The 13314-nt window shown below is 40.1% G+C and carries 14 protein-coding genes; 10 read left to right on the top strand and 4 right to left on the bottom strand.

Annotated elements, in window-relative coordinates; translation table 11 throughout:
* Window positions 1–10: 10 nt before the first annotated feature.
* Both rpe and DXC23_RS12785 read left to right on the top strand, forming a co-directional pair.
* Window positions 11–664 (top strand): ribulose-phosphate 3-epimerase, encoded by a 654-nt coding sequence (gene rpe / locus DXC23_RS11440; RefSeq protein ID WP_117706521.1) that lies wholly within the window; start codon window positions 11–13, stop codon window positions 662–664.
* Window positions 665–792: 128 nt separating this feature from the next.
* Complete coding sequence (locus DXC23_RS12785; protein ID WP_278286552.1) at window positions 793–915, top strand: hypothetical protein; 123 nt, start codon at window positions 793–795, stop codon at window positions 913–915.
* A 304-nt stretch (window positions 916–1219) separates the two neighbouring features.
* Here the strand turns inward: DXC23_RS12785 and DXC23_RS11435 are convergent, their stop codons facing one another.
* Together DXC23_RS11435 and DXC23_RS11430 are read right to left on the bottom strand one after the other, a co-directional pair.
* Window positions 1220–1432 (bottom strand): hypothetical protein, encoded by a 213-nt coding sequence (locus DXC23_RS11435; protein ID WP_117706519.1) that lies wholly within the window; start codon window positions 1430–1432, stop codon window positions 1220–1222.
* Between the two features lie 11 nt (window positions 1433–1443).
* Complete coding sequence (locus tag DXC23_RS11430; RefSeq protein WP_117706518.1) at window positions 1444–2655, bottom strand: hypothetical protein; 1212 nt, start codon at window positions 2653–2655, stop codon at window positions 1444–1446.
* A 148-nt stretch (window positions 2656–2803) separates the two neighbouring features.
* Here DXC23_RS11430 and DXC23_RS11425 point away from each other — a divergent pair, with 148 nt between their 5' ends.
* The 4 genes from DXC23_RS11425 (at window position 2804) to DXC23_RS11410 (ending at window position 6554) form a co-directional block, all read left to right on the top strand.
* The gene (locus DXC23_RS11425; RefSeq protein WP_117706516.1) at window positions 2804–4051 is read left to right on the top strand and encodes a transglutaminase domain-containing protein; all 1248 of its coding nucleotides are present in this window, start codon (window positions 2804–2806) and stop codon (window positions 4049–4051) included.
* Window positions 4052–4081: 30 nt separating this feature from the next.
* Window positions 4082–4834: a dihydroorotate dehydrogenase electron transfer subunit gene (locus DXC23_RS11420; protein ID WP_117706514.1), complete on the top strand. Its 753-nt coding sequence runs from the start codon at window positions 4082–4084 to the stop codon at window positions 4832–4834.
* The gene (locus DXC23_RS11415; RefSeq protein ID WP_117706512.1) at window positions 4834–5745 is read left to right on the top strand and encodes a dihydroorotate dehydrogenase; all 912 of its coding nucleotides are present in this window, start codon (window positions 4834–4836) and stop codon (window positions 5743–5745) included. Before DXC23_RS11420 ends, DXC23_RS11415 begins: the two co-directional genes overlap by 1 nt.
* A gap of 104 nt (window positions 5746–5849) precedes the next feature.
* Window positions 5850–6554, top strand: coding sequence for a DUF421 domain-containing protein (locus DXC23_RS11410; RefSeq protein ID WP_117706510.1), 705 nt, complete (start codon window positions 5850–5852; stop codon window positions 6552–6554).
* 643 nt (window positions 6555–7197) lie between these two features.
* Here DXC23_RS11410 and DXC23_RS11405 read toward each other — a convergent pair.
* On the bottom strand, window positions 7198–7752 hold the full coding sequence (locus DXC23_RS11405) for an adaptor protein MecA (RefSeq protein ID WP_147329143.1): 555 nt from the start codon (window positions 7750–7752) through the stop codon (window positions 7198–7200).
* A 212-nt stretch (window positions 7753–7964) separates the two neighbouring features.
* Between DXC23_RS11405 and DXC23_RS11400 the strand changes: the two genes are divergently transcribed.
* The gene (locus DXC23_RS11400; RefSeq protein ID WP_117706505.1) at window positions 7965–9500 is read left to right on the top strand and encodes an alpha-amylase family glycosyl hydrolase; all 1536 of its coding nucleotides are present in this window, start codon (window positions 7965–7967) and stop codon (window positions 9498–9500) included.
* Between the two features lie 717 nt (window positions 9501–10217).
* Here the strand turns inward: DXC23_RS11400 and DXC23_RS11395 are convergent.
* Window positions 10218–10682 (bottom strand): hypothetical protein, encoded by a 465-nt coding sequence (locus DXC23_RS11395; protein ID WP_117706503.1) that lies wholly within the window; start codon window positions 10680–10682, stop codon window positions 10218–10220.
* Window positions 10683–10865: 183 nt separating this feature from the next.
* Here DXC23_RS11395 and DXC23_RS11390 point away from each other — a divergent pair, with 183 nt between their 5' ends.
* The 3 genes from DXC23_RS11390 to DXC23_RS12575 all read left to right on the top strand — a co-directional run.
* The gene (locus DXC23_RS11390) at window positions 10866–11597 is read left to right on the top strand and encodes a LytTR family DNA-binding domain-containing protein (protein WP_158552579.1); all 732 of its coding nucleotides are present in this window, start codon (window positions 10866–10868) and stop codon (window positions 11595–11597) included.
* A 7-nt stretch (window positions 11598–11604) separates the two neighbouring features.
* On the top strand, window positions 11605–12921 hold the full coding sequence (locus tag DXC23_RS11385) for an ATP-binding protein (RefSeq protein WP_117706499.1): 1317 nt from the start codon (window positions 11605–11607) through the stop codon (window positions 12919–12921).
* Between the two features lie 164 nt (window positions 12922–13085).
* The coding region (locus DXC23_RS12575; RefSeq protein ID WP_207658473.1) for a hypothetical protein at window positions 13086–13314 on the top strand (229 nt) is incomplete at its 3' end.

The raw sequence follows: 13314 nt of genomic DNA, 5'->3' as shown, positions 1-13314 counted from the left end.
AGTTTGCAAAATGAAAATTGCTCCTTCACTCCTCTCTTGCGACTTTGCAAAAATGGGAGAAGAAATTGAAAAAATGGATAAATGCGGTGCGGATTATATGCACCTTGATGTTATGGACGCCCACTTTGTGCCAAATCTCACCTTTGGCGCACCTGTAATTAAAGCGGTAAGAAGTTACACAGAAAAGCCTTTTGATGTGCACCTTATGATTTCCGAACCGCTCAAATACATAGATGATTTTGCAAAAGCAGGCGCAGACATTATCACTTTCCATGTAGAAAGCGACTCCGACATCAGCAAAACCATTGATAAAATCACAGAAAACGGTGTAAAACCCGGTCTTGTAATCAAACCGAACACTCCGGCAAGCGCAGTTTTCCCTTACCTTGACAAATTGTTTATGGTGCTCGTTATGACAGTTGAGCCGGGATTTGGCGGTCAGAGCTTTATGGCAGATATGCTGCCAAAGGTACAGGAAATAAAAGCCGAGTGCGCAAATCGTGGTCTTGATGTTCTCATTGAGGCAGACGGCGGAATCAGCACCTCAACAATCAAGCAGGCGGCAGACGCAGGCGTTGATGTATGTGTTGCCGGCACAGCAGTTTTCAAAGCCGAAGACAGCGCAAAAGCCATCGCCGAGCTTAAAGCCATCGCCGAAAATTAAACTTTTATAAATAAAAATTAAACCCGCCGTTGTCAGAAAAATTTGACAGCGGCGGTTTTTATTCTTTATCAAAAGTTTAGTTTAATAAATTTAAAATTTAGGTCAACCCTTTTTAAAGGGTTTCGGGTTTGGGCAGAGCCCATAAAAGTTTCATTTATAACATTCTTTCGGGCGCAAACAGCTTTGCTGTTTTGCGTGCTAAGGCAATGTTTGAAAAACAGGCGACAGCCTTTTATAAAAGGAATAACTAAAAAATGCGCCGTCAACGCTATGCGATGACGGCGCAAATTATAAAAAGCACTTTCCTTGTTGCCGGCGCATAATGGCTTACGCCATTATGTTCAAGCCGCTAAACGGCAAGCCGTTTGGCTATCGAAAATTTGCGTTAGCATAAAGTTTTTGTGGGCGTTGCCCACACCCACAACCTTTGAAAAGGTTGACCAGACTTTTAACTTCGGGACAGAAATTTTTTCTTTTCCTTGCTTTGTTGCCCGACCGAAAATGTGTTGAATCATACTTTATCAGATTTACTTCCGAATCAGAACTTCTATTTTCCTAATTTCCCCAAACGGCAATTACTGCATTAAAATATTCCTCAGAAAGCTGTTTTCTCAAAATCTCCCTATCACTCTCGCAGTTTGTATATGCGTTGCGGACATTTTCGCCGACCTGCACATCTTCGCCGCCGAGATTGATAAACTTCTGTCTTAACACGCTCACGCTGTCCTTTGTAAGCATATCTAGTGTGATTTTTTCTTTAAGTTCCATAAACTTACCTCCTACTGTCTGATATATGTAATTGTAAAATTGATTTTCTCATCATCTGTAAATTTATCCGTCGGTGAGTTGATGTAAAGCCACGAGCCGTCAAGGCGAATGTTTCTCAGCTTATTTGTAGTTGAGTACACCGCAGTGCTTGAGAAACGACTTTCGCTTTTTGCAGGGAAAGGCAAGCCTGCCATCTGAATATATGATTTATCCGCAACAAGTTTTGTAATGTTTACCGATACCGTAACCACTCTGCCGTTTTTCACATAGTTAAAACTGCCCTCGTTGCCGTCATAAATCGCCTGTCCGGGTGTAAGACTGCCCGTACCGCTCTCAACATTTGAGCTGTCATATTTTGCCGCAATAGCATTTTCCGCAGCGGTTTTATTTTTTGCAATAGTCTGATTAAGAGTATTAACGCTGCTGTACAATGTGCCGCTTGTAACATAATTTGGGCTGTTTGCCGCAGGCACGGTATCAAACGGCATTTTGATAAGTTTATTATTTAATGCCTTATTCAAATATGTTTTATCGTAAGCATCGGTAATTCCGTAACCCGATAAAGTATCAGCCTTATCCGCTTTAAGATTAATCTTCATTGTCACTGTTTCGTCAAGGTCTGTTATCTGCCTGTCAACCTCCTCGGCATCATAATAGTAGTTGTTAAGATATTCCACGCTTGCATAGCTTTGCGCCGTCACATCTCCCTTTACCACCGCTTTATTCTGCTTGTCCTCCTTAAACGAAAGGTCGCTCTGTTCAATAACACGCTTGTTTTTTTCTATCTTCTCGTTCTGTTCGGCGGTTTTCGCCCACAGCTTTTGCACCTCATCACGAAGTGCAAGCGTTTCACTGTTCGGATTATTATATTCCTTGTCCTCAATCGGCAAGGACTCGCCTGCAAAAAGCCTGATAATTTCCGTCTGCAAAAGTCTTTCACCGTCCCTCAGCTCAAGCTGAACCTCTACCCAACCGTGGCAAAAAATATCATTCTTTGAAATTTTCCACATTAGGCAGGTGGAATTGTTAATAACTTTTACACTCTGCGGAGCGACCGAGTTCACACTTCCGTCCGAAAATCTAAGATGAATTGCCGCAGTAATATTCTCACCTGCAAAGCCGTTCACCGTAAACTCGACCTCATTCACAAGATTTTCGCCTGTAATGCCAATGTTTTCTTCCAAAAAAGTACCCTCGTACTTCTCTTTATTAAAAATAATCAAATTATTCACCTCCACCTATGCGTACATAAACCTTAAAATTTGCACTAATTGCAACAATTTTTCAAAAAATAAATTTTGAATTGACTATAAAGCCAAAATAAAGTAAAATTATAAATAGTATATTTATAAAAAGTAATGAGATGATTTTTTGAACATCTGCAAAATAAAATTCTCGGCAAAAAGCGCCATAGCGTTTGCCTTACCGCTTGCAATATGCTTTTCACTCGGCGGCTGTTCGTTATTCGGCGAGCCACAGCTTGAGGTATCAAGCAAAACCGAGTCGCTTTTGTCGAGCATACCACAGCCAAAGCAAACCTCTTACAGCTACTCGGCAATCACAAACGAAAATGTAAAAAATTTGTACGCACAGATAGAAAGCGAATGTCAAAAGCCTGTTCCCGAAGAAATACAGTGCACAGGCAAGCTCTCTCAAAAGGATATTTACGAGGCGATTGTTGCCTTTAAAAACGATCACCCCGATATATTTTGGCTGAAAAATACTTTTACCTATTATGACTATGACGGCTCAACCTATATTGAGCTTGCTTATATTACCTCGGGCGATGCGCTTAAGGAACAAAAAGAAAATTTTAATACAGCCCTAAGCAGCTTTGTTGACAATGCAACAATGTATTATTCGGAATACGAGCGTGAAAAGTATGTAAACGATTTCATAGTGGATAATTGCGAATATGACACAGAGGCGGCAAAAAGCGATTACACAACGGGCAATGTCAGTACAGCATACGGTGTGCTTGTTGAGGGCAAGGCAATATGCGAGGGATACGCAAGAGCCTTTCAGCTTTTGTGCAATAAGCTCGGCATTGAGTGCGTAAGCGTAACGGGTATGACCGATAATGTAGGTCACGCATGGAACTGCGCCCGCATTGACGGCGACTGGTGTCAGGTAGATGTTACATGGAACGATTCGGGCAATGAGGTTGACAGGTACTACTACTTTAACCTCACAGATGAGCAGATGTATGCCACTCACCGCCCCGATGATTACTTTGCCGACATAGAGCCTGAAAACTACAACAATGACGAAAACCTTATCGGCAACCTGTATATTCCCGAATGTACCACCACCTCGCACAACTACTATATGAATACGGCGTCAATGCTTTATGATTTTGATGATGAAACCTATGATAATATCGTCACCAATCTCGCACTTGCGGCGCTCAACGGCGACAAATACTTTAGTCTTTATGTGAGCGACAGCCTTGATTTTGGCGAAACCTACTCAAAGCTGATAAATGACGCTTATATAATAAACTACATTGATTCCGCAAACGATAAGCTTGCAGGCTCAGCCGAGCTGAGTACCTCAAGCTATGCCTACAAAAACGAAACTCTTAGAGTTATAACCATAGAATTAAGCTATGTAAATTAAAAATATTCTGTTGCAAAAGGAGAGAAAAATATGAAATATGATGTTAAAGCCTTTGAGCTTTTGTCAAACGAAGAAATTGCAGACGGAATTTTTGATATGCGTGTAAAAAATGACGAGCTTGCACCACTTGCAAAATGCGGTCAGTTTGCCCATGTATATGTTCCGTCAAAAACTCTGCGCAGACCTATTTCGGTGTGTGACAGCGAAAACGGCGTACTCCGCCTTGTTTATCAGGTAAAGGGCGAGGGCACAAAGATTATGTCGCAAATGAAAAAGGGCGAGTCGGTAGATATTCTCGCACCGCTCGGCAACGGCTTTAATATTGAACAGGGCAAGCGCTATTGCCTTATCGGCGGTGGCATAGGTGTTCCGCCAATGCTCTACACAGCAAAGCAAACCGAAAATCCGCTTGTTATTACAGGCTTTCGTAATAAAGACCTTATTATTTTGCAGGACGATTTCAAAAATGCAGGCGCTGAGCTTGTGCTCACTACCGATGACGGCAGTGCAGGCGTGCATGGCTTTGTAACAGATGTCCTCAAAGAAAAAATCAACGAGGTTGACGAGGTCTGCGCTTGCGGCCCTACTCCAATGCTCAAGGCTATTGCACAGGTTTGCAAGGAATTTAACAAGCCTTGTCAGATTTCACTCGAAGAAAGAATGGCTTGCGGCATAGGTGCTTGCCTTGTTTGTGCTGTTAAGGTACGCAAAAACGGCGAGGAAATTATGCAGCATGTATGCAAAAACGGACCTGTATTCAACGCAGAGGAGGTTGTATTTTAATGGCTGATTTATCTGTAAAAATTGCAGGGGTTGAGTTTTCAAACCCACTTATCGCCGCATCGGGCACATTTGGCTTTGGTAAGGAATACGGCGAGTTTTATCCGCTCTCAAAGCTCGGCGGCATCTCATGCAAGGGCATTACATTAAAAAAGCGTGACGGCAACCCACCGCCACGAATTGCAGAAACACCGTCGGGTATCTTAAATGCGGTTGGACTTCAAAATCCCGGTGTTGATGTGTTTATAAACGATGACCTCCCATGGCTCAAACAGCAGAACACAAGGGTAATTGCAAATATTGCAGGCAACACTCACGAGGAATACTGCGAAATGGCAGAAAAGCTCTCATCAACAGATGTTGATATGATAGAAATGAACATTTCCTGCCCTAATGTAAAGAGCGGCGGAGTTCAGTTTGGCACAAGCTGCGAGTCGGTAGGCTCAATTACAAATGCCGTAAGAAAGCATTGCAAAAAGCCGCTTATCGTAAAGCTCAGTCCAAATGTTACCGATATTGCCGAGATTGCAAAGTCAGCCGAGGCAAACGGCGCAGACGCAATCTCTATGATTAACACACTCACAGGTATGCGCATAGACATCAACACAAAGCGCCCGATCATCCGCAACAACACAGGCGGAATGAGCGGCCCTGCTGTTTTCCCTGTTGCGGTAAGAATGGTGTGGCAGGTGTCAAATGCCGTTAAAATCCCGATTATCGGTATGGGCGGTATCAGCACATGGCAGGACGCAGTAGAAATGATTATTGCCGGCGCAAGCGCATTGCAGATTGGCACAGTGTTCTTCTCAGACCCATACGCACCGATTAAAATTGCCGAGGGAATGAACGAATACCTCGACAAAAACGGAATAAAGAGCGTATCAGAGCTTACAGGTACAATCAAGCCTTGGTAATTTCTGCTTTTTCGGTCGGGCAACAAGAAAAGCGATTCTTATAATTTGTAATCTGAATAATTCATAAAATAAAATCCATAATAACCTTAGCGCAGGAGGTTATTATGGATTTTTTTCGTGTTTTTATAACCGCACCTATTTCGCTCATCGTACTGTTTTTGCTTGCAAAGCTGATGGGCAACAAGCAAATGTCGGAACTTAATATGTTCGACTATATAAACGGCATAACAATAGGCTCAATCGCCGCCGAGCTTGCAACGGGCGAATTTACAGATATATACGACGGAGTTATGGCAATGGTGATTTACTCACTTGTGGCAATTCTGCTGACCGTACTCTCGCAAAGGTCACTTGTTCTGCGGCGCTTTATAACAGGCAAGTCAATAATAATTTTTGATAACGGCAAATTCTACAACAAAAACCTTAAAACCGCCAAAATAGACATAAACGAAATCTTAGTAATGTGCCGCTCAAAGGGATACTTTAACTTTGACGAAATACAAACAATAGTCCTCGAAAGCAACGGTCAGCTTTCTATACTTCCAAAAGATAAGAACAGACCGCTCACACCTGACGATATGAAAATAACGGTGTTGCAGTCGGGAGTTGAGGCTGTTGTGATACAAGACGGCAAGGTGCTAAACAAGAATTTGAGAGCCACAGGCAATAACGCAGAATGGCTGAAAAAGGAGCTTAATAAACAGCACACCAAAATAAGCGAGGTTTTCATTGCGTTTTGCGATAATAACAATACACTGAAAGTCCACAAAAAGAATAAAGCACACCCGACAAACGATATTTTTGACTGATTTTTAAAAAATATTAAAATATTTCAAAAAATTCTTAAAATTAACAATATTTTGTCATACTGTTGTCACAGTTCATATGGTATTATATATGTGTAAGGTAAAGATAAATAAAACCTACATCAAAAAGCTAATAAGTAAATTTTTTCATAGATATTTTCCTCTCTCTTTTTTAATTAGCAATCAGCCCGACTTCGGTCGGGCTTTTGCTTTGTTTTTTGTTTCAGTCGGGCAACAAAAGTAAAGCTAACGCAAAACTGTCTGCCCGAAAATAAAAGTTTGGTCAACCTTTTCAAAGGTTGTGGGTGTGGGCAACGCCCGCAAAAACCTTTCTGCTATTGCAAATTTTTGATAGACAAACGGCTTGCCGTTTGTCGCCTTGAACACAATAGCGTAAGCCTTTTATTGCGAAAGCAACAGGAAAAGTAATTCTTATAGTTCACGCTGTCTTTGCATAGCAAAGACAGCATATCTTTTTTACTTCCTTTTTATAAAGGCTATCGCCTATTTTTCAAACTTAGTTTTAAACACGCAAATTAGTTATAAATGAAACTTTTATGGGCTCTGCCCAAACCCGCAACCCTTTAAAAATGGTTGACCTAAATTTTAATTTTTTAAAGCTAAACTTTTAATAAGATTTCCGTCCTCACAACCACCGACCTATAACGGCAACCGCATTGGTTTTGCAAATTTCCTTTGCGTTTTCTCTCAGCCTTGCGGCAAAAACATTACTGCCGCACCTTGCGCCGTATTCGTGTAATATCCGCTTAAATCTCTTTGGTACGGCAGGATAATCAAATACAAGGTAGTATGTGCCGTTTTGCTCATAGGCAGAATTTTTGTTACAGCACACATTTTGCCTGTAAAGCAAGCGGATTACTTCAAGGAAATTTTTGCTGTTTCCCACCTCATAGCAATAGCAATTTTTTCTGTTTTGCAGTCTGTATCGCCTGCTTTTTCTGTCCTCCACAGTCAAAAGCAGTATGCATCCGTTCACTGTCGGCAGAGCCTCCACCGTCATTTTTTTATCCTTTATTTCTATGTCGGTCTTAAAGCAGGCAACCTGCAAAATACGCATAATTATTTTGCGGCAGTGGCTGTCATACAGGCTTAAAGTATCATAATCAAGCGAAAAATCACGCATATCTTCATCGCCGAGCGTTATCAATATTTTGTTGCTTTTTATCCTGTCTATCGTCAAAATATCCCTCCTTGCACCAAGCTGTAATTTATAATTGCTTTTATATATATTATGATGAAATGCCGTTTCCTGCAAGTAATTATTTTTGGAAATATACCAAGCAAATTATAGTAATATTTTTGTTAAAACGCATAATATGCTTGTCAAAAATCCTCAATAATGTTACTATGTTATTGTAATAATAAAAATTAACAAAAGAAAGGATGTTTTCTATGCCACAATGGCTCAACGATTCGGTTTTCTATGAAATTTACCCACAGAGTTTTTATGACACCAACGGTGACGGTATCGGTGATATTAACGGTATCATCGAAAAACTCGACTATGTAAAGGGACTCGGCTGTAACGCAATCTGGCTCAACCCTGTTTACGATTCACCGTTTATGGACGCAGGTTATGATGTTCGTGACTACAAAAAGGTTGCTCCTCGCTACGGCACAAACGATGACCTTGTAAGACTTTTTGACGAGGCTCACAAAAAAGGAATGAAAATTCTCCTTGACCTCGTTCCCGGCCACACATCGGACACTCACCCTTGGTTTTTAGAGTCTAAAAAAGCTCAAAAGAGTGAGTATACAAACCGTTATATCTTTACAAAATCAGTATGGGACGCACCGCCTGAGTACAGAATGATGTGCGGTATTTGCGAGCGTGACGGCAACTATATGGTAAACTACTTCAGCTCACAGCCTGCTCTTAACTACGGTTTCCACGAAATCACTCACCCCGAGTGGCAGCTGCCTTGCGACCACCCGGACTGCCTTGCAACAGTAGAGGCAATCAAAGACATTATGCGTTTTTGGCTTGACAAGGGCGCAGACGGTTTCAGAGTAGATATGGCCGACTCACTTGTAAAGAACGATGACGAAAAGGTAGCCACAGCAAAAATCTGGCGTGGTATCCGTGAAATGCTCGACAAGGAATACCCTGAAGCTGCAATGGTAGCCGAGTGGTGCAACCCACAAAGAGCAATCAACAACGCAGGTTTCCATATGGACTTTTACCTTGACCATTACGGCAACGGTTACAGCAGACTTTTCCGTTACGGCGATGATGACGGCAACAAGGGTATTTTCAATCCAAACGGCAAGGGCGACATCAAGAATTTTACAGACGAATATCTCCCTGCTTATGAGCTTTCAAAGAATAACGGCTACATAAGCTTTATGACCAACAACCACGATATGCCGAGAATGACTCACTACTTTGGTATGGATGCAATCAAACTTGCATACGCAATGATTTTCACAATGCCGGGTGTTCCGTTCCTTTATTACGGTGACGAAATCGGTATGAAATATCAGGAAAATCTCGTAAGCAAAGAGGGCGGATTCAGCCGTACAGGTTCTCGTACACCAATGCAGTGGAACAGCGGTAAAAACCTCGGCTTTTCTGCAAGCGATACACCTTACCTCCCTGTTGATACTGACGAAAACGCACCGACTGTTGAAAATCAGCAGAACAATCCCGACAGCATTTACAAGGTTGTTACAGATATTATTGCACTTCGTCACGCAAACGAGGATCTCCATGGCAACGGCGATTTTGAAATGATTTTCGAGGCAGGCAAGTTCCCGTTTGGCTACAAGAGAGGCAAGTTTGTAATGCTCTTTAACCCACTCGGCAAAGAAAGTGACATTGAAATCAATGCCAAGGGTGCAAAGAAAGTTTACGAAATCGGCACAACAGAGGTTGCTGACAATAAAGTTAAAATGTCGGCACAAAGCTTTGTAATGCTTGAAATTTAATATACCTATGTAAAAAATAACGGCGGTAGTCTTAATTGCGACTACCGCCGATCTTGTTAGGTTAGTTGTTAATAGTTGGAGTAAATTATGGTTTACCACATAAAGTTTAGTATAATAAATTCAAAATTTAGGTCAACCCTTTTTAAAGGGTTGCGGGTTCGGGCAGAGCCCATAAAACATTAAAAACACACTGATTTTTAATAAAAACAAATGGTTGAATTTATATCATAGGATAAATAAACCTTAGATTGTTCAAGACCTTAAAATGAAACAAAAGTCAAGATTAATAAGTGGCAGAAAGTAAGAAAGTCACACTTTAGCAATCTTAGAGAAAAGATAATATAAAGGATGCAAAAGTTTGCGTGTGTGGCTAATTTGCCCTTAAAAAGTGGCAAATTAGTAGCATTGCTTTTTTCTTTTGTTGCTGTCGCATTGGCTCTCGCCGTTATGTTCAATTCGCCAAACAGCAAGCCGTTTGGCTATCGTTAGATTGCGTAAAAGGAAAGTTTTGTGGGCATTGCCCACACCCACAACCTTTGAAAAGGTTGACCAAACTTTTATATTCGGGACGGAAATATTTTCTTTTGCGTTACTTTGTTGCCCGACCGAAAATCAGCTAAACCACAAATTTTTTAATTACCCCAACCTTTTGAAAGCACTCAAAGCAAAAACGGTACGGCAGAAAATCCGCCGCACCGCTAAAAATAGTGAAAAAAATTATTTCTTTGTAAGCACGCTTGTCATACCTGACGCTGCGTCTGTATAAGAAATTGTGCCATCCTCGTTGTACTGATATTCATATGTACCGGAATCAAATACCATTGTAATTGTTTTTCCGTCAAATGTGTATGTACCCGAAACCTCAACGCCCATTAAAAATCCCGATACATTGCCGTCTGTTGTAAATGCATACTTAATGTCAAGTGTTGATGCGTCAACACCGTTTGCCGCACAATAGTCCTCCATTGAAACTGCATTGTTTTCTGCGTCAATGATTGTTGATATTTCCCACTCGCCCTCAAGGTCAGCCTCGGTAGCCTGTGAGCTTTCCGCAGCCGATGTGTCTTCGGCAGCCTCCGATACAACAGATTCCTCCGGTGCAGATGTGTCATTGCCGCCGCAGCCGTAAAGGCTGAATGCTCCTATCATACAAAGTGCAAGTAAAAGTGCTAATTTTTTCATAGTATACCTCTTTCTGTGTTAAATATTTTTTAGATTGACTTAATAATACAAAATTACAGCAACATTTTCAACATATTGGCAACAAAGTCATTTTTCTGGCAAAAAACTACCTGTATAATAATGCACATTATTTGCATTTTGTGTTATAATTATAAAAAACACATAATCAGAGTGGGTGAAAAAATGAAAATTGCCATTATCGATGATGAAAAAAGGTATATGAATGTTTTGTGCGGCGTATGTAACGAGTACTTTATCAGCAGAAAAGAACAGGGTTCAATAGAATGCTTTTCAAACGGTTTGGATTTTTTGGATAAATGCAGCGAAAGCGTTTATGATATAGCTTTTATTGATATTTTTATGACTACGATTAACGGAATTGAGCTTGCGGAAAGGCTAAGAAAAATCAGTAAAGAAATTGTGATAGTATTTGTAACATCGAGTGCGGATTTTATGATGCAGGCTTTTTCGGTTCACGCATTCCACTATATTACTAAGCCATATGTTAAGGAGCAAATATATAAAGTCCTTGATGACGCTGTCTTTTATATGAGAGATAAATCTAAGTTTGTTGAAATATTGTGCGACCGAAAAACCGTTATGCTTTCTGTCAAAGAGATTGTGTCTATTGAATCGGACGCACACTACCTTAATATCTCAGTGGTGTCGGGAATGATTTATCGCACACGAATGACAATAAATAATTTTTTACAGCTTACCGAAAACGACCAGCGCTTTATAACCGTAAACAGAGGAATTGTGCTTAATGCCGACTATGTAGAAAACATTGAGGGTACGCTTTGCATTATGGGTAACGGCACAAGATTTCCGATTAAAGTACGAGAAAAAAGCGATATCGAAAAAAGAATCAGGGAGCATATGTTTAATAAGCTGAGAACAAACCAGCAGATTTGAGGGAACTATGGATTGGGTAGAATTTTTTAAGGGATTGTTTTCTTTTTCTATTATTATCCCTGCAAGTATAATGTGCTATTTTCCAATGAAAAATCAACTCAGATTTTCCGTAAAAAAAATAGCGTTGCTGTTGTCAGCATCCTTTGTAATTATAGCGCCATTATCATCATACATAATGATTGCTTGTGACATAAGAACTACAAATATCGTGCTTATGCCCGATATGATAATTTGCTTTTTGCTTTTTAAATACACCGTAAAAACGGAATTTGCGAGAAGTATGTTTGTATTTTTAAGTGTAATTTGCTTGTTTTCAATATTTTCACTATATGTATATGAAATAGAACCGTTTTACAAAGCAGAAATGGATTACGGAATCAGTTTTTCGTTTGATTTGCTTTTTATGGCTATAAGTCTGTTCTTTTTGGGTGTACTTGCTTTTCCGTTGTTGAAATATTATTCATGGATGATAGATAATATCAGCTATAAAAATCTGTGGTATGCTTTTATGGTTTTGCCGATTACTGTTTTAGTTACAAATATGTACACAATACCTATTTCTTATGCCAATTTGCGAGTAGGCAAAGTCGGAGCAAAAGCATTAATTTTACATACCGTTGTGTTTTTACTTTATATTTTGGTATTTGTACTGTTTTACATATTCAGTAAAACCACACTTGAAAAGACAAAGCTCGAAAAACAAAACTTTATGCTTGAAATGCAGACAAGCTACAATGAAACTTTGCAGACATATATTAAGCAAACTACCAAAATTCGTCACGATTTAAAGCATTCAGTTCATCTTGCGCAGTGCTTGCTCGACGAAGGAGATCTCACTACATTAAGAAAATATATCGGTGAATATTCTCAAGCGCTGAATATTACCTCGCCTGTAAGGCTTTGCAGTAGCAACGCAGTAAATGCAGTGCTTAATTATTACCGTCAAAGTGCCATTGACAACGAAGTAGACATTAACTGGAAAATAAACATTCCCGAACATTCATCTATTTCGGAAGTTGATTTTTGCGGCATTTTAGGAAATTTAAGTGAAAATGCAATTTCAGGCTGTAAAACAATATTAAGCGGAAAGAAATATTTTGATTTGTCAATTGATTACAAAGGCGGATATATTTACATTGTCGCAACAAATAACTTTAACGGAGAGCTGAAGAAAACCGAAAAAGGCTACGAATCCACAAAACACAGCGGCAGAGGAATAGGCTTGCGCTCAATGAAAAATATGGCAGAAATATACGGAGGATTTTTTGAGGCTGTAAATACAGATGATACCTTCTGCGTTAATATGACGCTGAAATACTCTTAATAAATCTGCCGCAACAGATAAACAGAATAATTAAAAAATTCTTTAGCAAAAGTTAAGGTAAATTAGGGTTTAGCTGACTTTCGGTCGGGCAACAAAGTACGGCAAAAGAAAATGTTTCTGTCCCGAATATAAAAGTTTGGTCAACCTTTTCAAAGGTTGTGGGTGTGGGCAACGCCCACAAAAATTTTAATTTATCGCAAATTTTGATTGCCAAACGGCTTGCTGTTTGGCGGATTGAACATAATGGCGAGAGCCAATGCGACAGCAACAAAAAGAAAAGCTACGCTACTAAAACTACTAATTTGCCGCTTTTTAAGGGCAAATTAGCCACACACGCAAACTTTTGCATCCTTTATAGTATCTTTTCTCTAAGACCGCTAAAGTGTGACTTTT

Source organism: Eubacterium sp. OM08-24 (genome assembly GCF_003438075.1).
GTDB lineage: Bacteria > Bacillota > Clostridia > Oscillospirales > Acutalibacteraceae > Ruminococcoides.
The sequence above is the reverse complement of the archived record's forward strand: the minus strand, read 5'-3'. Positions and strand labels throughout refer to the sequence as shown.